This window comes from Granulicatella adiacens ATCC 49175 (genome assembly GCF_025150565.1).
In the GTDB taxonomy this organism is placed as follows: Bacteria; Bacillota; Bacilli; order Lactobacillales; family Aerococcaceae; genus Granulicatella; species Granulicatella adiacens.
This window is the reverse complement of record NZ_CP102283.1, coordinates 1,802,724-1,827,801: the sequence shown is the minus strand read 5'-3', so window position 1 is coordinate 1,827,801 and position 25,078 is coordinate 1,802,724. Positions and strand designations below refer to the sequence as shown.

27 protein-coding genes and 1 other annotated feature are annotated in these 25,078 nt (G+C 40.1%); of the genes, 22 read left to right on the top strand and 5 right to left on the bottom strand.

Annotated features, from left to right (window positions below; translation table 11 throughout):
• Positions 1-102 precede the first annotated feature (102 nt).
• From rpsN to yidD, 5 genes are all read left to right on the top strand, one after another.
• Positions 103-372 (top strand): 30S ribosomal protein S14, encoded by a 270-nt coding sequence (rpsN, locus tag NQ540_RS08990; RefSeq protein WP_005606389.1) that lies wholly within the window; start codon positions 103-105, stop codon positions 370-372.
• 31 nt (positions 373-403) lie between these two features.
• A complete protein-coding gene (locus NQ540_RS08985; RefSeq protein ID WP_168160678.1) occupies positions 404-514 on the top strand; it encodes a putative metal homeostasis protein in 111 nt (36 codons plus the stop codon).
• Between the two features lie 178 nt (positions 515-692).
• A complete protein-coding gene (locus tag NQ540_RS08980; protein ID WP_005606388.1) occupies positions 693-1,226 on the top strand; it encodes an acyl-CoA thioesterase in 534 nt (177 codons plus the stop codon).
• 79 nt (positions 1,227-1,305) lie between these two features.
• Positions 1,306-1,914: a TVP38/TMEM64 family protein gene (locus tag NQ540_RS08975; protein WP_005606387.1), complete on the top strand. Its 609-nt coding sequence runs from the start codon at positions 1,306-1,308 to the stop codon at positions 1,912-1,914.
• A 15-nt stretch (positions 1,915-1,929) separates the two neighbouring features.
• Complete coding sequence (gene yidD / locus NQ540_RS08970; protein WP_005606386.1) at positions 1,930-2,214, top strand: membrane protein insertion efficiency factor YidD; 285 nt, start codon at positions 1,930-1,932, stop codon at positions 2,212-2,214.
• Between the two features lie 80 nt (positions 2,215-2,294).
• On the opposite strand, the gene larD is transcribed toward yidD, so the two are convergent.
• From larD to larA, 4 genes are read right to left on the bottom strand one after another with little or no spacing between them, the layout of a single operon-like run.
• A complete protein-coding gene (gene larD, locus NQ540_RS08965) occupies positions 2,295-3,023 on the bottom strand; it encodes a D/L-lactic acid transporter LarD (protein ID WP_005606384.1) in 729 nt (242 codons plus the stop codon).
• A gap of 13 nt (positions 3,024-3,036) precedes the next feature.
• Positions 3,037-4,440, bottom strand: coding sequence for a nickel pincer cofactor biosynthesis protein LarC (larC, locus tag NQ540_RS08960; protein WP_005606383.1), 1,404 nt, complete (start codon positions 4,438-4,440; stop codon positions 3,037-3,039).
• Positions 4,437-5,180 carry a nickel pincer cofactor biosynthesis protein LarB gene (gene larB / locus NQ540_RS08955; RefSeq protein WP_039848988.1) on the bottom strand — a complete coding sequence of 248 codons (744 nt, stop codon included), beginning with the start codon at positions 5,178-5,180 and terminating at the stop codon, positions 4,437-4,439. The genes larC and larB overlap by 4 nt, the downstream gene beginning before the upstream one ends.
• A 1-nt stretch (position 5,181) precedes the next feature.
• The gene (larA, locus tag NQ540_RS08950) at positions 5,182-6,462 is read right to left on the bottom strand and encodes a nickel-dependent lactate racemase (RefSeq protein WP_039848987.1); all 1,281 of its coding nucleotides are present in this window, start codon (positions 6,460-6,462) and stop codon (positions 5,182-5,184) included.
• A 107-nt stretch (positions 6,463-6,569) separates the two neighbouring features.
• Between larA and NQ540_RS08945 the strand changes: the two genes are divergently transcribed.
• From NQ540_RS08945 to serS, 5 genes are all read left to right on the top strand, one after another.
• Positions 6,570-7,283: a Crp/Fnr family transcriptional regulator gene (locus NQ540_RS08945; protein ID WP_005606380.1), complete on the top strand. Its 714-nt coding sequence runs from the start codon at positions 6,570-6,572 to the stop codon at positions 7,281-7,283.
• Between the two features lie 21 nt (positions 7,284-7,304).
• Entirely contained in the window at positions 7,305-8,129 is an 825-nt protein-coding gene (gene larE / locus NQ540_RS08940) for an ATP-dependent sacrificial sulfur transferase LarE (protein WP_005606379.1), read from the top strand.
• Positions 8,129-8,665, top strand: coding sequence for a DUF924 family protein (locus NQ540_RS08935; RefSeq protein ID WP_005606378.1), 537 nt, complete (start codon positions 8,129-8,131; stop codon positions 8,663-8,665). The genes larE and NQ540_RS08935 overlap by 1 nt, the downstream gene beginning before the upstream one ends.
• 238 nt (positions 8,666-8,903) lie before the next feature.
• The gene (locus NQ540_RS08930) at positions 8,904-10,301 is read left to right on the top strand and encodes a serine hydrolase (protein ID WP_005606377.1); all 1,398 of its coding nucleotides are present in this window, start codon (positions 8,904-8,906) and stop codon (positions 10,299-10,301) included.
• Between the two features lie 53 nt (positions 10,302-10,354).
• Positions 10,355-10,567: a binding site (T-box leader), on the top strand.
• Between the two features lie 56 nt (positions 10,568-10,623).
• On the top strand, positions 10,624-11,901 hold the full coding sequence (gene serS, locus NQ540_RS08925) for a serine--tRNA ligase (protein WP_039848985.1): 1,278 nt from the start codon (positions 10,624-10,626) through the stop codon (positions 11,899-11,901).
• Between the two features lie 65 nt (positions 11,902-11,966).
• Here the strand turns inward: serS and NQ540_RS08920 are convergent, their stop codons facing one another.
• A complete protein-coding gene (locus NQ540_RS08920; protein ID WP_005606375.1) occupies positions 11,967-13,757 on the bottom strand; it encodes a glycerophosphoryl diester phosphodiesterase membrane domain-containing protein in 1,791 nt (596 codons plus the stop codon).
• A gap of 152 nt (positions 13,758-13,909) precedes the next feature.
• On the opposite strand from NQ540_RS08920, the gene NQ540_RS08915 reads away from it, so the two are divergent.
• From NQ540_RS08915 to NQ540_RS08860, 12 genes are all read left to right on the top strand, one after another.
• Complete coding sequence (locus tag NQ540_RS08915) at positions 13,910-14,917, top strand: hypothetical protein (protein WP_005606374.1); 1,008 nt, start codon at positions 13,910-13,912, stop codon at positions 14,915-14,917.
• Between the two features lie 191 nt (positions 14,918-15,108).
• Positions 15,109-16,266, top strand: a complete 1,158-nt coding sequence (locus NQ540_RS08910) for an ABC transporter substrate-binding protein (protein WP_005606373.1) — start codon at positions 15,109-15,111, stop codon at positions 16,264-16,266.
• 95 nt (positions 16,267-16,361) lie between these two features.
• Entirely contained in the window at positions 16,362-17,243 is an 882-nt protein-coding gene (locus tag NQ540_RS08905; protein WP_005606372.1) for a branched-chain amino acid ABC transporter permease, read from the top strand.
• Positions 17,244-17,252: 9 nt separating this feature from the next.
• Positions 17,253-18,215, top strand: coding sequence for a branched-chain amino acid ABC transporter permease (locus NQ540_RS08900; RefSeq protein WP_039848984.1), 963 nt, complete (start codon positions 17,253-17,255; stop codon positions 18,213-18,215).
• Entirely contained in the window at positions 18,215-18,985 is a 771-nt protein-coding gene (locus tag NQ540_RS08895; RefSeq protein WP_005606370.1) for an ABC transporter ATP-binding protein, read from the top strand. Before NQ540_RS08900 ends, NQ540_RS08895 begins: the two co-directional genes overlap by 1 nt.
• Complete coding sequence (locus tag NQ540_RS08890; RefSeq protein ID WP_005606368.1) at positions 18,986-19,690, top strand: ABC transporter ATP-binding protein; 705 nt, start codon at positions 18,986-18,988, stop codon at positions 19,688-19,690.
• A 2-nt stretch (positions 19,691-19,692) separates the two neighbouring features.
• Complete coding sequence (locus tag NQ540_RS08885) at positions 19,693-20,334, top strand: CBS and ACT domain-containing protein (protein WP_005606366.1); 642 nt, start codon at positions 19,693-19,695, stop codon at positions 20,332-20,334.
• Positions 20,335-20,661: 327 nt separating this feature from the next.
• Entirely contained in the window at positions 20,662-21,897 is a 1,236-nt protein-coding gene (locus NQ540_RS08880; RefSeq protein WP_223429360.1) for a MalY/PatB family protein, read from the top strand.
• A 10-nt stretch (positions 21,898-21,907) separates the two neighbouring features.
• Positions 21,908-22,294, top strand: coding sequence for a RidA family protein (locus NQ540_RS08875; protein WP_005606363.1), 387 nt, complete (start codon positions 21,908-21,910; stop codon positions 22,292-22,294).
• 32 nt (positions 22,295-22,326) lie between these two features.
• Entirely contained in the window at positions 22,327-22,761 is a 435-nt protein-coding gene (locus tag NQ540_RS08870) for a hypothetical protein (RefSeq protein ID WP_005606359.1), read from the top strand.
• Positions 22,762-22,845: 84 nt separating this feature from the next.
• Complete coding sequence (locus NQ540_RS08865) at positions 22,846-24,099, top strand: BaiN/RdsA family NAD(P)/FAD-dependent oxidoreductase (protein ID WP_039848983.1); 1,254 nt, start codon at positions 22,846-22,848, stop codon at positions 24,097-24,099.
• Positions 24,100-24,354: 255 nt separating this feature from the next.
• The gene (locus NQ540_RS08860; protein WP_005606355.1) at positions 24,355-25,065 is read left to right on the top strand and encodes a hypothetical protein; all 711 of its coding nucleotides are present in this window, start codon (positions 24,355-24,357) and stop codon (positions 25,063-25,065) included.
• Positions 25,066-25,078 lie beyond the last annotated feature (13 nt).

Sequence of the window (25,078 nt, the reverse complement as noted above, 5' to 3'; positions counted from 1 at the left end):
AAAAGGCTCTCTTTTTTTATTGGGATAAACCACTTGATTTTAAAGGAAACAATTGATACAATGTAAAACGTAACAATTACGATTTAGAAAGAAGAGAAGAAAATGGCAAAGAAATCTAAAATTGCAAAGTATGAAAAACAAAAAGCGCTCATCGAACGTTACGCTGAAGAACGTTATACCCTAAAGCAAGCTGGAGACATTGACGGGCTAAGAAAACTGCCTAAAAATTCAAATCCGAACCGATTGAAGTTTCGTGATCAAACGGATGGCCGTCCAAGAGGATATATGCGTAAATTTGGCTTGTCACGTATTAAATTCAGAGAATTAGCGCATATAGGACTAATTCCTGGTATTAAAAAAGCAAGTTGGTAAACTACGAGAGAAGCAATAGGAGGTGTATGTTATGAAACAAGATTTAGCAACAGCATATCGACAAATGAAGAGCCCAAATATCAAAACAAGAAAGAGAGCATTGAAACTGATTCACGAAGCCAAACGCGCAAAGAAAAAATAACAGGGATTACCGGACTCACACTGTGGGTCTTTTTTTCTACGTACAGCTCGAACCGGTGCAACGTTACCGCTATTATAATTCAATCCGAAGGATTCTCCAAAACACAATTTGAGTGTCTTTGAACGCATTTTAGTTTCGTGTTAGAATGAAACAGTAAACTATCCAAGGAGCTAAACAAATGAGTACAAAAACATGTAGCCAAACTCGTGCGATTCAAGCACGTAGAATTTTCCCATTCGATGTGAATATGCATAATACTTTATTCGGAGGGAATCTAACACGAATTATTGATGACTGTGCATCGATTACGGTCTCTCGTCATTGCCGTCGTCTTGCGGTAACAGCATCGGTGGACGCGATGAACTATTTAAAACCACTTCCATTAGGGCATTCTGTCTGCGTAGAAACGTATATCTCAGGAACAGGGAAGAAGAGTATGGAAGTTTTCTGTAAAGTGGTCGGAGAAGATGTGTTAAACGGCGAACGCTATTTAGCGGCGACAAGCTTTTGGACATTTGTGGCACTTCCTCGTGAAGGAGAAACAGATTTTATGGTAGATGCTATCGTTCCAGAAACAGATGAAGAGAAGTTCATCTGCAGTGGCTACGAAGAACGTCGTAAGGCACGTCTAGAGCAACTAGGACGCCAAGAAGCATTAATGGATCATATTACCGTTGTAAAACCGTGGAACCTAGAGAATCACGAATCTTAAGCAAAACGTAAGAAACTTTCGAAGGATTTTTTAAGTTTCTCTGTTATAATGCAACTATCAATAGTTTAAGGAGTTCATTGTGGATACATCAAAAGCAATCGAATTAAATCGTAAAATTATACGAATCGTGACCGTTATCGGGATTATTTTAACCATTATTTTAGGATGGCTAGTCGCAAAAAATGATTATTTTGCGATAGACGGACCGTTCCGTGAAAGCATTGCCCACTCAGGTTGGGTAGGAATTTTGATTTTTATCCTGATTCAAATTACGCAAGTGGTTTACCCGATTATTCCTGGTGGCCTAACGTGTGTGATTGGACATATTGTATTTGGGCCGTTCTACGGATGGGTGTATAATTTTGTGGGAATCATGATTGGTTCTTGTATCAACTTCTGGTTAGCTCGTCGCTACGGTGAGACGTTGGCGAAGGCGTTCGTGGATGATGATACGTACAATAAATACATCGGTTATTTGGACAAAGGAAAGCATTTCGAGCGCTTCTTCTTTGGTGCGCTGGTTCTTCCTGGATTCCCAGATGATTTCCTATGTATGGTGGCAGGCCTCAGTCATATGACCTTTAAGAAATTCGTGGCCATTTGTTTAATCGCAAAACCAGTGACATTATACGTTTATACAGTAATTGCAGCAGAAGGAGTAGAAGCCTTCTTCAGATTCATTAATTAAGAAAGCAGTATAGAGATGAAAAAAATCATGATTGCACTCGTGCGTGGATATCAAAAGTGGATCTCTCCCTTATTCCCGCCTTCATGTATCTACAGACCAACCTGCTCGAGCTATACGATTCAGGCGGTTGAAAAGCATGGAGCGCTGAAAGGCGTATTGATGGGGTGCGGACGCATTTGCCGATGCCATCCATTTATTCGCGGTGGCCAAGATCCCGTTCCAGACTATTTCACGCTAAGACGAAACAAGGATTACCGTAAGAAAATTATCGATGCAAGTAAACACAACACAGCTGACTAGAAATAGTCGGCTGTTTTTTGAGACAAAATGAAAAAGGCACAAGAGAATTTCTCTTGTGCATTTCTTTTTATAATTGGATTTTACATAAAGTAACCTAAGTAGTAACGAACGAAGAATGCAGCACAAACAGCACCAACGAAGGGAGCAGTACCAGGTACTAATAATCCATATTGCCAGTCGTTATTCACTTTGTTTTTGATTGGTAATAATTGGTAAGCAAGACGAGGTCCTAAGTCACGAGCTTGGTTCATCGCGAATCCAGTTGTACCTCCAAGACCCATACCGACAGCCCATACGATTAAACCAACCACAATTGGTAATAATTCTTTGTTTACATTTTCAGTTGCTAAGATAGCTGTTAAGAAAATGAAAGTTGCAAATGCTTCGACGAAGTAGTTACGTGGTAAGTTACGGCAATTAGGGTTGGTTGAGAAGATGTTACGGATTGCAACGCCATCAACAAGTCCTTCAGAAGCTGTGAAGTGGTCTGCGTACATGAACCATACGATTACCGCACCAACAAATGCGCCTAAGAATTCAGCGCTGGCAATTGGAATGAATTGTTCTGCAGGAAGTACTCCTAAAACCACTTTAGCAAGCGCCATAGCAGGGTTGATACTTACACCACCGAAGATGAATAAAGCAACAGTGATACCGAATGCCCATGTTGTGATGGCGAATAAGTGACCTGATCCAGCGTATTTTGTTTTCTTCAAAACGTCATCACAGTGTACGCCGACCCCGAAGATAATCATGAGGGCAGTTCCCATAAATTCTGATAATAATAAATGCATAAATGTTTGATCCATTGGTTGATTCTCCTTAATGTATTTCTTTTATTAATTGTTGATAGACGGCTTGAATCGATAATCCTGTTTCGTGGGCGATTTTGGCGCAGTCTTCATATTCTAATGTTGATTTTGTAAAAGTACCGTATTTGTTTTTCTTTACCTTCACCGCTCCGAGGCTCGTTTGTTGCGTCTGGAAAGTGCGGGTCATGACTTTACGTTGGACGTTTTGATAACGAAAGCCAATGGTTGAAGTTTGCTTAAATAAAATGGCTGTAAACCGTTCGAGGTCTCCTTCTTGGATGAGAAGTGTGAGATGTGTTGCCGGACGGTTTTTCTTTGTGTAAACGGGAGTGTAATGCACATCTAGCGCGCCTTCTTCTAATAAAAGGCTCATGATGTAGCCAAGTTCCTCACCGCTTTGGTCATCGATAGTTGTATCGATTTGAATGATTTCATCGTTATTAGAAGTCACGACTTGATGAGAATGTGTGCTTTTCTCTAAGAGTGTTCCGCGTAACGCGTTGAATTTACCCGTGTCACGTTTCCCAAAACCATAACCGACTTTTGTAGCAGTTAGGTTTGAAGGTTGTGCAAATACTGGGCGGATGGCCTTAAAGAGAGCGAGGCCGGTTGGTGTCACAAGCTCTGTATGAATGTCAAAGTCTTGTGAGAATGGAATGGCAGTTTGGAGTCTTAACTGCATTACAGCAGGTACTGGTACAGGCATGACTCCGTGTGCAACGGTAATTGTTCCGCTACCTTCTGTGACAGCAGTGCTGTAAACCGTATCGATGTCGAGTGTTTCCCACAAAATGAAGAAGCTCATGATGTCGATGATAGAGTCTGTTGCGCCAACCTCATGGAAGTGAATTTCCTCCACAGGCATTTGGTGTACGTTCGCTTCCGCTTGTGCGATGTCACGGAATACTTCCAAACTTTTTTCTTTTACAAAGTCACTGACACCACTTGAAAGAATAATCGTTTCGATTTCTTTCAACCCACGAACTTCTCCGTGATGGTGATGATGACTATGTGTATGCTTATGAGAATGACCGTCGTGAGTATGTTCGTGGTCATGATGATGATGATCGTGTGGCTGTGAATGTTCATGCGTGTGTGCATGTGTGTGTTCTTCGTGCGCATGTGAATGAGCATGTTCATGTGTATGTTCGTGCTCATGGTGATGGTCATGATGGTGATGGTCAAAGTCACCAGCGATGCCATGGTCTTTTTCACCATGTTCCATATGCACATCGAAGTCTGTTCCCCAAATACTGCTTTTCGCGATGCGGTCTACATGAAGATGGTAACCGTCGAGCGAAATGGTCGTAAGGGCTTCTTCTAGATGCTTGCGGTCGGCTCCTAAATCGAGTAGAAGAGCATTTAGCATATCACCGCTCAGCCCAGAAAATGGTTCTAAATATAATGTGCTCATGCGAGTCCTCCTCGAATGTTGTTAATCATGCTTGCTGAATAGGCTGCGCCAAAGCCGTTGTCGATGTTTACGACAGTAACGCCGCTTGCACAAGAAGTCAGCATGCTGAGTAAAGTCGTCACGCCTTGAAGATTCGTTCCGTATCCGATGCTGGTTGGAACGGCAATTACAGGAACGTCTACTAACCCACCGACAACACTCACAAGAGCACCTTCCATACCGGCGATGACAATCACGACGCTAGCGCCTTGGATGTCTTCGAGACGATTGAAGAGGCGGTGAATACCTGCAACTCCGACGTCGTAAATACGTTTGACGTGATTTCCGAATGTCTCCGCAGTGACAGCCGCTTCTTCGGCAACAGGAATGTCGCTTGTACCCGCTGTAACGACTGCGATGTAGTGTTCATGTTTGGGTGCGATTGGGTTAAGGACGAAGGTACGTCCGAGAGGTTCATAGACGCCCTCAGGGAAAGCCTGTGACAGAGCTTCACCTTTTTCAGCGTTCACGCGTGTCGCAAGAATGGCTGTTTTATGTTCATTCATTGCACGGATGATGCCAATTAATTGCTCAATGTTTTTTCCTTCACCATAGATGATTTCTGGAAATCCATTGCGCTTTTGGCGAGAAAGATCAATGGCTGCGTACCCAATGTCTTCAATCCCTTTCAGAAGGGTGGACGCTTCTTCAACTGAGAGGCGTCCATCTTTAACTTGTTGTAGGATTTCTTCTTGTTTCATATTATTTATCTTCGACGATGACAGATAATCCATCGCGGATAACTGTTACTTTTGCGTCTGCTCCTTGAAGTTCGAAGGCACGTGCAAGAGCTTCGTCAAATGTTTTCGCTAATTCCATATGCATGTTTGTAATAAGACTTGGTTCAACTAAGTCAGATACAAAGATTACATGGTGGTGCACTAGGATACGCGCTAAGATTTGAGAAGTCCATTGGTCTGGAACTGTTTCAAGTCTTGGAGTGTTAATTGCTTGGTCTAAGAAATCTTTAGGGTCTTTAACATCTGCTAAGTTACGGTAGAAACCTTCACCACCGTGACCATCTTGACATCCAGCAACCATGATAATCACGCCGCCTTCTTTGTTTGTTGCTTCGGCAGCAGTCATCCCTTTAACAGCTTGATAGATGTTTTGGTCTAGTGGAAAACCACCATTTGTTGAAACGGCGATATCACAAGGGATTTTAGTTACATGCGCTAATTCACGAACGAATTCGCAACCCACTTTATGAGCTTCAACCATATCTCCGGCAAATGAACCGATGATATGTTTTTCACCATCTAATACAACATTTACGATGAAGGCTAAATTTGCAGTACGTGCTGCGTATAACATATCTTCGTGGATTGGGTTATGGTCTAAGTTACCAGTACGTGATTTGTCTGAGTCGATAAAGTCACCACTGTGGTTTGCCATAATTGTTTTATAGGAAGCAACACCAGGAAGAACTGATTTACGTCCGCCAGAGAATCCAGCGAAGAAGTGGCTTTCGATAAATCCTTCAGCAATTAGTAAGTCTGCTTCAGCAGCGATACGGTTGATGATGCAGTCACCACCTGAAGGAAGTTGACCGATTTTAACCATGTCTTCGTCGTTTGTAGAAATGTGCATTACGATTTCTTCATTGTCCACGATTTCTTGACCGTATTTGTTAATTAACTCTTCGCGAGTTGAAGGACGGTGGAAACCAGTCGCAACTAAAATACGGATACGAGCGTCAGGGTTCACGCTACGGATACGACGTAAAATGATAGGGGTAATGATATGTGAAGGGACTGGACGTGTATGGTCAGAACTGATTAATACGATATCTTTTTTACCTTTTGCTAATTCTTCTAATGTTTGGCTACCAATTGGGTTATCCATTGATTTTTCCACTGTTTCTTGTTCAGAAAGTGGGTTGTGGTAGTTTTCCGCTTTCGATTCAAGTAATCCTGCAAAGTTTTTGTCAGGAATTACAGCAGTAATTGTCTTTTTGTCGTAAGGTAGTTTAATTTCAACCATGATAACATCTCCTTTAATTTGTTTGTCGATTATAAGTATACTCAAATAACGCACAGCAGAAGTCTCAAAGGTTAGTAACATTTGTTAACGTATATTTTCGTGGTAAGATGATAATAGTGTGTATAGGAAATTGTCTTAGAGGAGTGTTCAATTTGAACAGTGAAAAATATTTAATCGATTTTTTAGAAAAAGAAAATACCCCTATTATAAAGAAGAAAAAACACATGTACCTGGCATACCGTGGATTGGAGCAGGCCTATACTTATGTACTGATTGATGGAGTAGTGAAGACTAGTATCATTATGAAAGATGGCCGAGAGTTCAATTTAGAGTACGTTACGCCCGTGGATATCGTTTCACTTGTTCGTGATGAGGTTTCTAACTATACATCAGCACCTTTTAACGTACGCATTGAGAGTGACGAGGCAACTTTCTACCGTATTCCACGCATTAAATTCTGGGAATATGTAAGAGATGATAAACACTTACAAGATTATATTCGGGAATATTACCGGAATAAATTGTCTGAAACCATTGAATCATTGCAATATATGACGATGAATGGGAAGAAAGGGGCGGTCTGTTCCTTCCTATATAAATTGATGAATCAATTTGGCGTGGAAGTAGAGGATGGAATTCTTATCGATTTTAACGTTACGAACGAAGATATTGCTGGCTTTTGTGGAATCTCCACTCGTAATAGCGTAAACCGCATTATTCATGATTTAAAAGAAGAAGGCGTCGTTGAAATTCATAATCAGAAATTACTGATTTTAGATAAAGCATACTTGGAAGAATTTACAGGTCGAGAAAGCTTTTAGGATAGAAAGAAGGAACAAATAATGGATGAAAAAGAAGCACGATTACGCGAATTGTTAAAAGAAGTGGGAAAAATTGTAGTACCTTATTCTGGAGGAATCGATAGTAGCTATTTATTGAAGATTGCAGTGGATACTCTAGGACGTGACAATGTGATTGCGGCAGTCGTGAACTCGGAATTGTTTTCTGACCGAGAGTTTAGTGAAGCAATCGATTTAGGAACAGAAATGGGTGCTCGTGTATTAGGGCTTGAAATGGAAGAGTTATCCGATCCGCACATTGCTTCAAACACTCCGAATAGTTGGTATTACAGTAAGAAAATGCTCTATCAAACCATCAAAAAGAATGTAGAAGGAGAAGGATTTACTGTTCTTTCAGATGGATTAATTATGGACGACATCAACGATTATCGTCCCGGTGTGAAGGCGCGTAATGAGGAAGGCGTGCGTAGTCTCTTACAAGAAGCTGGATTATATAAATCAGAAATTCGTGAATTAGCCAAACGTGCAGGAGTGACGAACTGGAATAAGACTCCTTCTTGCAGTTTAGCTTCTCGTTTTCCATATGGAACTCGCATTACTCCTGAAAAAGTAGAAGCGGTGTTTAAGGCGGAAGAATATTTTGCAAAACGTGGATTTGAACCAGTGCGTGTTCGAGTGCATCAAGATTTGGCTCGTATTGAAGTAGGGACAGACCAAATTGAAAAATTAGTTAAAAACCACGAAGAGATTAATCAGATGATGCAAGAGTTAGGCTTCTTATTTGTAACGGTCGATTTGCAAGGCTATAAATACGGAAGAATGAACGATCAGCTAGATGAAAAAACGAAGAAAGAAGCGATTGGATAATGATTGTTTCGCCCCAAGAAGTATTAGAGTTCTGGTTTAAAGAATGTGAAGCTTCAGATTGGTTTAAAAAATCGGAGGAGTTTGATGCAGAAATTCGAACGAGATTTCTTCCCACTTATGAGGCTATCGTTTCAGGCGAAACGGTTCACTGGCGCAAGACCTCGCGAGGTCGTCTAGCCGAAATAATTGTTCTGGATCAATTCTCAAGAAATATGTTTCGTGAGGATGCAAAAGCGTTCTCTGCGGATTCTTTAGCCTTAATGCTTGCCCAGGAAGCTTTGCCTTATTGGAAGGAATTGACGGTGGACGAGCAAGGATTTCTTGTGATGCCTTTCATGCATTCAGAGTCTCTTTGGATTCATGATTGGGCTGCAAAATGGTTTGACGAACCTGGATTAGAACGTCGAAAAAAATATGAAATGGCTCATCGTGCGATTATTGAACAATTTGGTAGATATCCTCATCGAAATCAAATTTTAGGAAGAAAATCAACAATAGAAGAAGAACAATTTCTCGAAAAACATAAAGGGTTTTAAAGAAAACACAACAAGAAAAAAACACTTTTCTTTTTGTGTTTTTTTCTTGTTAAAAGATGGAAGGGCATCCATTGTTGATGTGGATACATTAATATTTTTTCCTCGAACAGCAAGCGAATATGAGATTAAAAATAAGCGCAATTTTGTAATAAAAGATTAATCAGATTACCATTGTTTTTCCTTTATTTTTTCGGTAACATGAGTAAGCAGATTTGAGAGATTTAGGAGATATAAAAACATGAAAGGTCCTCGTAAATGGATGAAAAAATTCGTGTGTGCCCTTAGCATTTTTGCTATGAGTGCTACGAGTTTTACTCCAGTTATTTATGCGCAAGATGCCGCAAAAGAAAAAGAAGAAGCAGCTGCGATTCAAGATGTACAAAGCTACATTGCAATCGAGCAAACGAGCGGAAAAATTTTGATGCAAAACAATCAAGATGAAGTTCGTGGAATTGCTTCAATGAGTAAAATGATTTCACAATATTTAATTTTAGAATCGATTAAAAAAGGAGAAATCACTTGGGAAACAAAGATCCCAATTAGTGCCAGAGCCAATCAATTAAGTGCCAATTATAATTTATCCAATGTGCCACTATGGCCAAATGAAAAATATACAATCAAAGAACTCTTTGATGCGATCTCAATCTATTCAGCCAACGCAGCAACTCTTGCAATTGCCGAATACATTGGTGGTTCCGAAGCGAATTGGATTGAACGGATGAAAGCAAAATTAAACGAGTGGGGCATTAAGGACGCGACAATTATTAATGTAACAGGATTACCGAATAAATACGGTGGCAGCGAAAAAAATCCAGCTTTTGGAGACGAAGACGAAAATAGTATGTCTGCTCGTTCGGTTGCGATTATTGCTAAAAATTTAGTGAATGATTTCCCCGAGATTTTGAAGATTTCATCAATTCCAACCCAAACTTTCCGTCCAAATGGATCAGGAACGACTAAAATGGATAACTTCAATTACTTACTTCCAGGGCTCTTATTTGAGTATGAAGGGGTAACAGGATTGAAGACAGGAACGAGTGAATCCGGTGGAGCTTCAATTACGACAACAGCAACAAGAAATGGATTTTCTGTGATTGTGGTAAGCATGGGTTCTAAAGAGCCACTAAACCGATTTAAAGTCACCAGACATCTTTTAGATGAACTGTTCAAAAAGTATGAAGGACTTATTGTCGGTTCTCCAGGGAAATCCGTTCAAAATTTAGCGCCGATTCCTCTGGAAGGTGGAACGGAAGAAACACTGAGCGTTGACTATGGAAAACCTTTTGTTGCAGCCGTTCCAAAAGGGACAGCCCTTAGCCAAATTAAAATAGGCTTTATTCCGTTAGATGAGTTGAAAACAGAAGATGGAAAAGTAAAAGCGCCTGTTCAAGCAGGACAAACGGTCGGAACATTGACCTTTGAAATGCCAGGTGAAAATCTAGGATATGTAGATGGTAAGGATCACGGAACAGTAGAAGCATTAGCTGCTTACGATGTGGAGCAATCGAATGTGGTCACAGAAAGTGTCCGTGGAGCAAAAGGTTTTGTTGGACAAGTTGTTCAAAAAGTTCAAAACTTCTTTGGAAATGTATGGAGCGAAATTCAAAATGTATTTACGCCAACAGCCTCTAAATAAAAATACAGTAAAAGGCTTGCACTTTTTGCTTAGGGCGTGTACAATCTTAGACAAATGATACAGTATGAATAGTACCTGCGATCCTTTAGTAGAGAGCTAGTGGTTGGTGAAAACTAGCAAAGAGAGACCAGCGAATCCACATACGGTGCGAGAGCGAAAACATTGATTAAGCTATCCGGAGAAAACCGTTATCTCACAAATGAGCGCAATGGCAACATTGAAACCGGGTGGTACCGCGAAGACAATTACTCTACTTCGTCCCTAAGACTAGAAATAGTCGGGGGCGGAGTATTTTTTTATACAGAAAATGGAGGGAAAACATATGTTAGATATGAAACGCATTCGTGAAAATTTTGAAGAAGTGGCAACAGCTCTAGAAAACCGCGGTGTAGACCGTGCGACAGTAGAAGAGTTACGCAACTTGGATGAAGAACGTCGTGCACTCATCACGAAAACAGAACAATTAAAACAATACCGTAATACAGTGACGGAAGAGATTTCTCTTCTTAAACGAAATAAGGAAGATGCTAGTGCTAAAATCGCTGAAATGAAACAAGTCGGTGAAGACATCAAAGAAACAGATGTTTTATTAGCAGAAGTGGAAGAAAAAGTAGAATACATCGCATCTCGCTTACCAAACACAGCTGCAGAAGGTGTACCAGTAGGGGCAGATGAAACAGAAAACGTAGAAGTTCGTCGTGAAGGAACTCCACGCGTATTCGACTTCGAACCAAAACCTCACTGGGAAGTAGCAGAAGCGCTAGATATTTTAGACTTCGAACGTGGAGCTAAAGTATCAGGAAGCCGTTTCTTATACTACAAAGGCCTTGGAGCTCGCTTAGAACGTGCCATCTACAACTACATGCTTGATTTACACGTGGAAAAACATGGCTACACAGAAATGATCACACCATACATGGTAAATGAACAATCAATGTACGGAACAGGTCAATTCCCTAAATTCAAAGAAGATGTGTTCCAATTAACAGACGAACGCAACTTAACATTAATCCCAACAGCGGAAGTGCCATTAACAAACTACTACGCAAACGAAATTTTAGACGAAGCGCAATTACCGATTTACTTCACTGCGCTTAGCCCATCTTTCCGTTCTGAAGCAGGTAGCGCCGGTCGTGACACTCGTGGTTTAATTCGTCTTCACCAATTTAATAAGGTAGAAATGGTGAAATTCGCGAAACCAGAAGATTCATTTGATGAATTAGAAAAAATGACAGACAACGCGGAAGATGTACTGCGCGGATTAGGATTACCATTCCGTACGATTGTGTTATGTACAGGAGACATGGGATTCTCAGCAGCGAAAACATACGATGTAGAAGTGTGGATTCCAGCGCAAGATACGTACCGTGAAATCAGTTCTTGCTCAAACTGCGTGGACTTCCAAGCGCGTCGTGCGAAAATTCGTTTCCGTCGTGAAGATAGTGGCAAGATTGAATTAGTGCATACATTAAATGGATCAGGACTTGCAGTTGGACGTACAGTTGCTGCTATTCTTGAAAATTACCAAAATGAAGATGGTAGTGTGACGATTCCAGAAGCGCTTGTACCATACATGGGCGGCGTTACAAAAATTGGATAAATCATCCGCTTTGAAATAGAGAAGAGCCGCTGTGGAAACTCCACAGCGGCTCTTGTTTTTGTCATTTATTTACTGAACACTAAAGTAATTCCGAGGGCTCGTAAAAACTGATCCATCAACGTATTATTCTTTTTAAAATCATCTTTGAAATCCTTCACAAGTTGGACTTCATCAGTAATAATCCCATTCACAGGACTGTTCAAATATTTTTGAATGACATCTTCACTATTGATGGTCCAAACATAGACTTCATGTCCTTGTTGTTGCGCATTTAGAACAAGCAATTCTTGATAAGAAAAGTCTTCTATGACGAAGAAATCCACTTTTGGATTGCCAAACCCTCCGAATTGGAAGGGAATGACATAACCCGTATTTATTTCTGGAGCTTTTTCTTCCAGTTCTTCCATCACTTTCAAATCAAGGGACATCACTTTATTAGAAGAATCGATACCTAACTCTTTATATTTTTGGATAAAGAGATCTACATAATTTTCAGGTTCGCCTCCATGGGGTTTTAATTCAATGATGAGAGGGATGTTCAAATCTTTAGCTTCTCGGTAAAACTCCTCGAAGGTCGGGATATGGCTAGCAAATCCCGATTGATAAATCGGTAATCCCCTCACTTCATCCAAGGTCATATCTTGAACCCGTTTATTCAGACGAGCGAGTCGTTTTAAATTGTAATCATGCATCACCACAAATTGATGATCTTTGGTAAGGAGGATATCCATTTCTACCATGGTAGCTCCTGCCTCTTTTGCAGCCTTAATTCCTTCAAGGGAATTTTCGACTGCCTTTGAAGTATATCCACGATGGCCGATAATTGCTTGGTCAGGCATGGCGTCTTTGGCATAGGTTGATAGCGTTGTAGAGGCCGCATTTCCAATCACAAAAATGAGAGCAACGGCTGTGACGATTTTTCTCTTATGTTTCACTTCAGGAAGATGTTGATATAAATGAAGGGAAACGAGTTTTCGCTTGTGAATCACTTTTGTCATGACGATAAATGTAGCCATTTTCGTATAAATGATAATGAACTCTTGAATAAGTTTGGCAATCGTGAGGACACTGCTGAGTAGAAAAACATTATCTCCTTCAGGGTTGATAAGAGATACCAAAGCAACACTTAAAAAGGAAATAGCCACAACAAAGATGAATAAAACAGCCTCAACGACACCAACGATAAAGAGGAGTCTCCACGTATTCCCTTTTGTAATCTTCCAACTTTGTAGAATATTTTTAGTAAAAGGTTGATCTGTCAGGATTTGTAGTGGAATTGCAAAGGAACTTCTAGCGTGAAAGTAAAGGAGCAATACAATTAAAATCGTGTAGATTATGACGCCACTCCCAGTTTTGGTGATTTCTCCCGTTATGAAACTAGGAATATAAATGTTTTTGGAAATAAAGGTTAAATCTCCTAAATTGATAATCGGAAGAAGCGTTATAAAATAGAGTAAAAATGCAATAAAATGTCCGTTTAGCAGTTGCTTTAATTCAATAAAGGCATTTTTAACACTGGTTCGCCATGAAAAATGTGTTTTTCGAATCGTTCCATAGATCATAAAAATTAGAATCGAGAACTCTAAAAATAAAATAAAAGCAAACGCGAGTAAGTACATAAGGATGAAAGGGATCATCCAAGGGTTTAATAAAACATGTTTAAAATTTGAAAAGGTTAGATTGGCTTGACCTGCAAAAAAGAGCATTCCTTTAAAAATTAGAGATAATAATCCAAATCCAAAGACGGAGATAAATAGCTGTAGGAATAAGGAATTGCGTAAATACATCCAACTATGCTTGGTTAAATTGCTGAAGGTAAAGCGAATCGTTTTCCAGACTGGAATCTTGGTTTTCATGGTGCCTCCAATAAATTTCTTTCTATCAACATAGCATGAACAAAAGCTTCTATCAAGTTGAAATCCGGAATCTTAATAAGATTGACACTTATTAAGGCGATTTAATATAATAAAACATATTTAAGATTTTTTTATACTTTAGGAGGACTAAAATGAAAAAGAAGTTATTAACATTTTTATGCTTAATGGCAACGGTTGTATTAGCTGCCTGTGGATTTAAAAAAGTAGATGCCGGAAACTACCTTAAAACGTCTTTTAGTGGCGTTGATACAAAAGGACGTATTACGTATCAATTCAATACAGAGGAGTTAATCACCGCTTTCTTAGTAGAAAATCCTAAAGCAGACGCCAAAACAGAATCAGAATTAAAAGCGGCTATTGCTGAAGTTAAAATATCTCCAAGCAAGACTGAAAATTTATCAAATGATGAAGAAGTTACTTTAACGTTTGCGAATACAAAGAATCTAGAAAAATTTGTGACAATTCCTTCAGAGAAAAAAGTGAAAGTAACGGGATTAACAGCTGTTAAGAAACTAAATTCTGAAGAATTAGCAAAATTAGTGTCTTTAGAAGCAACAGGTTTCAACAAAAAAGGAAAAGCGAAAGTTCGCATAAACGACCCTCGTGTAGCTTCCATTCGTTTTGTAGTTGAAAATGATGGTCAATTAGAAAATGGAAAAGATGCTAAAATTAAAATTGACGGAAACTTCGATAAAGTTTTAGAATCAAATGGTTATATTTTAGAAGGCGATGGAAGCTTCACTCTTCCAGTAAAAGGCTTAAAAACAGTTGCTGACAAATTTGAGGATGCAAAAAACAAAGATGAAGTTGTTAAAAAATTAAAAGAAGAAATCAACAAAAAGTACACAGATGCGACCATTACTTTTGATAAAACTTATTATCGTGGTTTATCAAGCGGTGTAGGTGAAAGTGGATATGGCGACGGTTTAATCGAAGGAAACGGAAATCTTGTAATGCTTGTTCGAGTAGAGTATAAATATGCTGGCAAACGTACGCTTGCAATTGGTCTTTCAAACTTAGTAACGAATGCAGAAGGAAATATTGAATTGAAAGATGCTCAGCTAGTGGATAAATATTTTGATGATTTTGCAACTGCTGCTCAAAAATTAGAAGCAATTGGATATACAGAAGTAAAATAAGATAAGATAAGATAAGAGATGTTAGGAGAGACTGCCTTATGTAAAGGCGGTCTCTTTTTCTGTAAACAAAAGCACTTTTTTCATTTTTATGAAAAAATTTTTATAAATGAATAGAAAATAGTTGCGAGAATTGTCAGAATATTATATACTACTCTCATCTTAGAAATTTAAAGTATGAAAAGAGGGATCTTATGAAATTAAAACAATTCACATTAGGAGCTGTGGTTGCAGCCATTTTAGCAGGTTGTGGAAGTGCAGCAGATAGCAACACAGTCAAAATCGGAGGAAACTTCGAATTAACAGGGAACGTAGCAACTTACGGAACTTCAATGAACAATGCAGCACAATTAGCGGTTGAGCAAAAAGGGAAGTTACTTGATAAGGAATTAAAATACGTTTCATATGACAACAAATCAGATAAGACAGAAGTAGCTTCTGTTGCGAAAAAATTAGCTTCTGAAAAAGTAGTCGGGGTTGTTGGACCAGCAACTACAGGGGATGCAGCAGTATCAATCCCTGTAAATGAACAAGCTAAAATCCCAACAGTATTCCCAGCAACAACAGGAGACGGTGTAACATTGAAAAACGCTGGAGATGCATCTTCAGTATATGAATACATCTACCGTGTATGTTTCTCTGACAGCTACCAAGGGGTTGTAGGAGCAAACTTCGTTAACAAGAAATTCGGAAAAGCTAAAGTAGCCATCTTACAAGATACAGGTAATGACTACTCTAAAGGTTTAGCAGATGCCTTTGAAAAAACTTATACTGATAGCAAAATCGGTGGGTCAGTTGTAGCTCGTGAATACTATCAAACAAAAGATACAGACTTCCAAGCGGTATTAACAACATTGAAATCTAAAGACTTCGATGTATTATACGTACCTGGTTACTATGAAGAAGTTGGTCTAATCATCAAACAAGCTCGTGAAATGGGAATCACTCAACCAATCGTTGGTGGAGACGGTCTTGCAAGTGACAAGTTAGCAGCATTAGCTGGAAACAGTTCAAACCTTTCAAACGTTTACTACACATCTCACTTCTCAACATTGAGTAAAGATAGTGATGTTCAAGAGTTTGTAAAAGCATATAAAGAAAAATTTGGTACAAACCCAGATACTTTCGCAGCTTTAAGTTATGACGCAACTCAATTATTAATGAAAGCTATTGAGACTGCTGGTTCAACAGATCCACAAGCAATCACAAAAGCTTTAGCAGAAACAAAAGAATTTGATGGTGTAACAGGTACATTCTCAATGGGTGCTGACCACACACCAGTGAAATCAGCGGTTGTAATCGAGTTCCAAAATGGACAAGAAGTAAGTGCTCAAGAGTACTCTGCTGAGTAATGATAAGGATATTAATATATTGAAGAGAGGCACGGAGAGTTTCTTCCGCCTCTCTTTTCCACTAAATAGAGGATAGAAATGAAAGGAGAAAATATATGGAGTTGTTAATTCAACAATTGGTAAACGGGCTCGCAGTCGGAAGTATTTATGCCTTAATTGCGCTCGGGTATACCATGGTTTATGGGACGATTAAACTGATTAACTTCGCACATGGTGATGTGTACATGATGGGGGCATTCATTGGTTACTTTGCGGTAATGGTTTTGAAATTGAATATTTTCCTAGCCTTATTATTAGCCATGGTAGCATGTGCCGTTTTAGGAGTGGTGATTGAACGTGTCGCGTATAAGCCGCTTCGTAAATCAACTCGTGTGGCTGCATTAATTACAGCCATCGGGGTTTCTTATTTGTTAGAAAATGTGATGAGTTATTTCTTTGGGGCGGAATCACGTCCATTCCCTTCAGACTTTGGAACAGAAACATTCACCTTATTCGGAGATATTTCTGTGAATGGAAAACAAATCCTGATTTTTGGGATTACAATTTTATTAATGGCTTTATTACAATTTATCGTTCGTTATACAAAAATGGGGAAAGCCATGCGTGCCGTTGCTGTTGATGAACAAGCCGCTCAATTAATGGGGATTGACGTAGATGGAGTGATTTCATTTACGTTCGCGCTTGGTTCAGCACTTGCGGGGATTGCAGGTGTCCTTGTTGGGATTTACTACAATACGATTTCTACAACAATGGGAATTACAGTTGGATTGAAAGCCTTCGTAGCAGCTGTACTTGGGGGTATCGGAAGTATCCCTGGAGCGATGGTCGGTGGCTATCTCATCGGTCTATTAGAAACAATGGTAAGCTTCTTCGGATATTCCCCATATCGTGACGGAGTGGTTTATCTTCTATTATTTATTATTTTAATCGTATTACCAGCTGGATTGTTTGGTAAAAATGTCAGAGAGAAAGTGTAGGTGAAGAAGATGCAAAGATTTCATAAAAAGAATATTCGTTGGACATTGTTCGCATTAGGAATGTACGCACTTCTTTTCGTACTTGTACAAACAGGAGTAATCAACTTCTACTACGAAAGTACCTTCATTAATATCATGATTAATATCATCTATGCTGTTGGATTGAACCTCATCCTTGGGGTTGCCGGACAGTTCTCACTTGGACATGCAGGATTTATCGCCATTGGTTCTTATAGTGGAGCTATTCTTGGAAAAATGATCAATGGGCTTCCTGGACTATTTGCTGGAATGGCAGTTGGGGTTGTTATTTCAGTTATCGTGGCATTTCTTGTTGGATTACCAACGCTTCGTTTAAAGGGAGACTACCTTGCGATTGCGACTCTAGGGGTTGCTGAAATTATTCGTGTAGCCGTGACCAATATGAAAATCACAAATGGGGCTGCCGGAATCAGTGGGATTCCTTTAACCAATACATGGACGATTACTTATATTTTCTTAGTGGTAACAACGATTTTAATCTTAAATTACACTTTCAGTAGTGCCGGCCGTGCAACTTATGGGGTGTTACAAGACGAAATCGCAGCTGAGTCCATGGGGGTTCAAGTGACGAAGTATAAAATCTTAGCTTTCGTATTAGGAGCAGCCACTGCAAGTATCGGTGGAACTCTTTCTGCGACAACGCTAGGAGCAGTAACACCTGGTGACTTCACGTTCATGAAATCCATCGATGTATTAATTATTGTCGTATTCGGAGGAATTGGAAGTTTCACTGGTTCATTTGTAGCAGCAGTATTGCTTGGCATTATCAACCTTGTCCTACAACCATTTGGACAATTACGGATGATCATCTATGCAGTAGCGTTAATTTTAATTATGATCTTCCGTCCGGGTGGATTACTTGGAACATGGGAATTCAAACTAGGGAACTTGAAGTTTTCTAAGAAAAAAGAGGCAAAGGAGAGTGGGAAGTAATGTTATTAGAAGTAAATGGACTAACTAAAAACTTTGGTGGACTTTCCGCGGTATCTAATGTTTCTATGAAAGTAAACAAGGGAGAACTTATCGGACTCATCGGGCCAAATGGTGCTGGGAAAACGACTTTCTTCAACTTGTTAACAGGGGTGTATGAGCCAACAGAAGGAACAGTGAGTTTAGAAGTAGACGGACAGTTGAAAAACTTAAACGGGCTTCCTCCATATAAACGCACCACTCTTGGAATGGCACGTACTTTCCAAAATATTCGTCTCTTTAAAGATATAACGGTACTAGAGAATGTAATGATTGCGATGCACTCGCACTCAAGTGACTCATTATTCTCAACCTTATTCCGTACGAAAAAATACTATGATACAGAAGCAAAAATGCGCGAAGAAGCGATTGAGTTGCTAAAGATTTTTGAGTTGGATACACTTAAAGAGGAAAAGGCGAAAAACTTAGCTTACGGACAACAACGTGAGCTTGAGATCGTTCGTGCGTTAGCGACAAAACCAAAAATCTTATTCTTGGATGAGCCAGCAGCGGGGATGAACCCTCAAGAGACGGCTCAATTAACAGAACTAATTGCGAAAATTCAAAAAGAATTTGATTTGACAGTGGTGTTAATCGAACACGATATGTCACTTGTGATGAAAATTTGCCAACGCATTTACGTGTTGGAATATGGAAGACTTCTTGCAGAAGGAACTCCAGAAGAAATTAAACAAAATCCTGCAGTGATTAAAGCGTACTTAGGAGGTGAGTAGATGTTAGAAGTTAAAAATTTATCAGTTCATTACGGAATGATTCAAGCCGTACGTAATGTTGATTTTAAGGTGAATGAAGGCGAAATCGTGTCTCTAATCGGGGCAAACGGTGCTGGAAAATCAACTATCTTGAAGACTTTATCGGGACTCATTCATCCTTCAGAAGGCGAAATCGTATACTTAGGTGAGAACATCGCTTCAACATCTGCGAAGAAAATCGTTGAGAAAGGACTCGTGCAAGTGCCAGAAGGACGTCACGTATTCCCAGGATTAACGGTAAAAGAAAACCTTGAACTAGGGGCATTTCTACGCAAGGATAAAGAAGCGATTCAAAAAGATATGGAAGACGTCTTCGAGCGTTTCCCAATCTTGAAAGAACGTAAAGACCAAGATGCGCAAACACTCTCTGGTGGGGAGCAACAAATGTTAGCAATGGGGCGTGCGTTAATGAGTCGTCCAAAACTATTATTGTTGGATGAACCGTCAATGGGGTTAGCACCGATTTTTATCCGTGAGATTTTCAAAATCATTCAAGAAATCCAAAAGACAGGGACAACGGTTTTACTCATCGAGCAAAATGCGAAAATGGCCTTATCGATTTCAAATCGTGCGTATGTACTCGAAACTGGATCAGTGGTATTAAGCGGTACAGGACAAGAGTTGTTAGAAAGTGATGAAATTCAGAAAGCATATCTAGGAGGGTAATCATGGAAGTTAAAGATTATATGTCAACCAACGTCATTACAGTAACGCCTGAAACGACGGTTATGAAAGCTCTAGACTTAATGAAGGAACACGACATTCACCGCTTGCCAGTTGTAGAAGATGGCAAGTTAGTTGGCTTACTCACAGAAGAACTTGTTGCGGGGCATTCACCTTCAATGGCAACAAGCCTATCGATGCATGAGCTGAACTATTTATTGAATAAGACTACAGCAAGCGAAATTATGCAAAAGCAAGTCTTAACCGTGAAGGCTCATACATTATTAGAAGAAGCTGCGTCCCTTATGCGTCAACAAAAGGTCGGCGTACTGCCAGTAGTAGATGCACGTGGCCACGTGGAAGGAATTATTACTGATAAAGATATTTTTGATGCGTTTATCGAAATTTCTGGATACAACACACCGGGTTCTCGTTTATTCATTGAAATCAATGAAGATAAACCAGGTCCTCTGGAAGAAATTTCGGATGTGTTGCGTGAAAACAACGTGAACGTTTCGACGATTTCGGTATATCACCGTGATGGGAAAGTGCAAGTGGTGCTTCATGTGGATTCAACGAATCCGGATGAAGTGGCGGACTTTATCGCGCAAAAAGGCTATCGCGTGATTTCAGCGATGAAGAAATAGGTTAAAGGGTTAAAGCGTTGCTTTAAAATCCTTGGACATCTTCATAGTTATAGAAACAACTGCACCGGACTGAGCCTTGGTCTCAGGCCTTGCGAAAGTCAAAGAGCTCCAAAGAGATTCTCGCTATGGAGCTCTAATTCTTTTCGCATGCGACCGTTATTTCTATGACTATAGAGTCCAAGGATTTTTTTGCAACGTTAACCTAGGATGTTTTTCTTCACCAAGAATTACGCTTTTTATGAAAAAACTTGCACCGGACTGAGTCTTCGGCGGGCGTTGAGTGGATGCGGGGGACGGTGTATAATGAAAGTGAGATTCTAGGAGGTTATGCGGATGAAATATGATTTTACGACAGAATTTGATCGACATGGAATGGACGCTCTGGCGGTGGATGGGCTAGGGTTGATTCCAGGAAAGTCGCCAGATAGACCGAAGAAAGGTTTCGATGTGATTCCGATGTGGATTGCGGACATGAGTTTCCCAACCGTGCCAACGGTGATTTCGGCGATGCAAAAACGATTGGAACATCCGATTTTCGGGTACTTTATACCTTCTAAAGTGTACTACGAAAGCATTATTCAGTGGCATGCGCGCCACCATCAAGTGACAGGATTAACGCGTAAACATATTGGTCATGAAAATGGCGTGCTTGGAGGAGTCGTATCGACTTTAACATCGTACGCTGCGCCTGGGGATGCTGTGTTAGTGCATAGTCCAACCTATGTCGGCTTTACGCAGTCGTTAAATGATAATGGCTTGAAGGCTGTGCATAGCCCGCTTGTGAAAGACGAAAAGGGCGTTTACCGTATGGACTTTGAGGATATGGAACAAAAAATCAAAGCACATAAGATTCATGTGGCGATTTTCTGTTCTCCGCATAACCCAAGTGGTCGTGTATGGGAGAAAGAAGAAATTGAACGCGCGATGGAGATTTACCGCAAGTACGATGTGATTGTCGTGTCGGATGAAATTTGGTCCGATATTATTTTTAAAGGCCACAAACATATTCCAACACAATCGATTTCAGAAGATGCGAAGAATCGCACCGTGGCCATGTATGCGCCAAGTAAGACGTTTAACCTGGCAGGACTCGTGGGAAGTTATCATGTGATTTACAATGATGCTTTAAGAGACCGTGTCGAGTCAAAAGGGATGAAGCCGCATTATAACGCGATGAATGTGATGTCAATGCATGCTTTAATCGGGGCGTATCAAGAAGAAGGATATGAGTGGCTGGAAGAGTTGCGTGAAGTGATCGAGAAGAATGCGGACTACGCGTGCGACTTTATTCACCGTGAATTGGACGGCGTAGAAGTCACAAAACCTGAAGGCACGTATATGCTTTTTATCGACTGTTCACCGTTCTTAAAAAAACACAATCTGACGCTGGAGCAGCTCGAAAAACGTGGCTGGGATGTCGGCGTGGCTTGGCAAGATGGCAAGATGTTCTTCGGCGAAGGCTGTATCCGTATCAACCTCGCATTGCCGTATGCGCGTCTTGTAGAAGCGTTTGACCGTATGAAAACATATGTATTCGTGGACACTGTGCCACCATTAGACTAGGAGGATTTCCATGACAAAGAAAGTAATTCAAACAGAACAGGCTCCAAAAGCAATCGGGCCTTACTCACAAGGAGTAGCCTATAAAGGAGAAACGATTGTCGTCTCTGGACAGTTGCCAATCGTTCCTGAAACAGGGGAATTCGCAGGAAGTGATATTGTGAGCCAAACGCATCAATCATTGAAAAATATCCGTGCGATTTTAAAAGAAGCAGGGGTAGGAATGGATGCGGTCGTATCGACAACGGTGCTACTAGCGGATATCAACGACTTTGCACAAATGAATGGAGTGTATGGAGAGTATTTTTCTTCTCCTTATCCAGCACGGATGGCATTTCAAGCAGCGGCCCTACCTAAAAATGCCCTAGTGGAAATCCAAGTGACGGCTGTAAAAGCATAAGCGATGTTTGATAGATAAGAAGGAGGAGTTGTATGGATCGTAAAAATTTAGCTCGTTTTTGTGGGATTGTTGGGGTTGGTTCTGGAGTGTTGTTCTGGTTAGCGCCCATTGTCGCATTAAAACTATCTTTTGTGAACACAGTAGATGTTTCCTCACAGTTCTTTTGGATTTTGTTGATGCTGAATTTAATCGTTATTTATTTTGGAATCAAAGGGTTTCAAACCTTTAAAGGAGATTCGAGAATCAAAAACGGAGTGCGGATTTTCTATTTAGTCGCAGGTATTCTGATTTTTATGCCGACGCTGCAACGAATTTTGCCAGCCATTCCCGTTTTCCAAATCATCCTTACAATTCTTTACTGGATGAGTTTCGGAACTTTAGAGATTCTTCCGTATTTTGCAGGAGGAAGTCTATTAATCGTCTGTGGGGCGTTCTATTTAGCTTCACTGAAAGAATGGAAAGAGTAAGTGGAAAAGGTCTAGAGAGTTTCTCTAGGCTTTTTTATTTTGCATGCTTTATAATAGTTGGGACAACTAGAATTGGAGGCAAGTATGAAAGTTATTGTAATCGGTGGTGGAACGAGTGGATTAATGGCTTCAGTCAGTGCAGCGATGCATGGCGCTGAAGTGGTCTTATTGGAGAAAAACCCAACTTTAGGGAAAAAATTATTGCACACAGGAGGGACACGTTGTAATGTTACCAATCGACGTTCTCCTGAGGAAATCGTGAAACATATTCCGGGGAATGGACGCTTTTTATATAGTGCCTTTTCTCAATTTGACAATCAAGATATTATTCAATTTTTCGAATCGCGTGGAGTTCGTTTGAAGGAAGAAGATCATGGGCGCATGTTTCCTGTGACAGATTCTGCCAAGACGATTTTGGAGACCTTTATTCAGGAAATCAAGAAGCTAGGCGTGCAAGTGCGTACGAATGTGAAAGTGAAGACCATTCGTGTAAACGAGGGAGCCGTACGAGTGGTAGAACTTGATAATGGGGAACAACTGCAGGCCGATGCGGTGATTTTGGCGACCGGTGGGAAATCGTATCCGAAGACAGGTTCGACTGGAGATGGATATGGAATTGCCCGTGTTGCAGGCCATACGATTACGCCTCTTTTTGCGACAGAAGTTCCCTTGACAAGTAGCGAAGAATTTATTCAAAAAGGAGAGCTTCGTGCGCTATCCTTACGAAATGTTGCACTCAGTGTCCTCAATGGGAAAGGGAAAGCGGTTGTTACGCATCAGATGGATATGATTTTCACCCACTTTGGTATCAGCGGACCAGCAGTGTTACGTTGTTCAAGCTTTGTGCATCAGGTACAAGAAAAGGAAAATAAGAAAGAAGTCGTAATGAGTTTAAATGCATTACCAGACTTCAGTGCTTCAGAACTAGATGCGAAGTTGAAAGGTTTTGTGGAGGAAGCGCCTCTAAAATCGATTAAAAACCACCTGAAGGGGCTACTTCCTGAACGATATGTAGAATTTTTACTAGAAAAAGTCGGGATTGATGACCAAATGGCGGTAAGTCGCTTGACAGAGGCTAACTGGATTGCTGTCAAAGAAGGGCTGACGAATTTCCGTTTTACGGTGAATGGATCTCTCCCGATTGAGAAAGGCTTTGTAACTGGCGGAGGAGTGCATCTAAAAGAGGTGAATCCGAAAAGTTTGCAATCGAAATTAACACAAGGTTTGTATTTCTGTGGGGAACTGCTAGATATTCATGGTTATACAGGTGGATATAATATCACCGCTGCTTTTGTGACAGGTTATGTGGCGGGCATGCACGCAGCTTTTGGCGATTAAATTTCTCTATTTATAGCAAAAATTGTCATAATTTATTCATAAAATTTGAGTATAGTTTTTCTATTCCCAAATAAGATTTATTTACTAATAGTAAATAAAACTCTATCCTTTTTTCCTCTCATCTATGGTGAGAGGTTTTTTTATGAAAAAAATGAAGAGATAAGTTAGAGAAAGTATTAGATTTTCTAAAAAAAGACTGTTTAGAAGAGGCTTTTATGCTAAAATGAACCTATCTGAATTTTTGAGGAGTTTGTAATGGCTGAAAAGAAATTAATGGAGAAAGTGTTGCATCAAGTGGTGCGGACATTTCCAAAAGTAAATATGCCGATGGAATACGTTCCCTATCCAATTCCATACCCACCGCTAGCCAAGAGTCGCTTTGAAATTTTTGTGCATGTGGCAGAGCGCGGAAATGGACCTCTTGGACATGTCGATTTATGTATTGATGGCTATGTCTATTCGTACGGGAACTATGATGAGAGAGATTTGAAATTAGGCGGCTGGATAGCAGAAGGAGTGCTCATCAAAGCACCGCGTGAAGAGTATATGCTATTTTGTAAGAACCATTATCAAAAAGCATTACATATTTATTCAATTGCGGTCACTTCTGAGCAAATGGATGCCATTCATGCATACTTAGAAAAAATATTAGCGCCGACAAAGACATGGGAGCCGACGAGTGAAGCCATTTACTATAATCCAACTTTCGATCGTTTTGAAGAAATGTATGTGTACTTCATGGCACAACAGATGGATACCGTTTTTTATAAATTCAATCGTTCTAAATTCATGACCTATAATGGCTGGACTAGAAATTGTTTGAGTTTTGCCGACCACACCGCAAAAGTGCTGCATGAAAAAACATTGCGTGCTAAAAATATGGTCTTCCCGGCCCAATATCATAAACGTCTTCAAAAACTTTTGAAGAAAAATTCGCCGCTGATTATTCATTATGAGGTCTACTAATCACCAGAGGAGA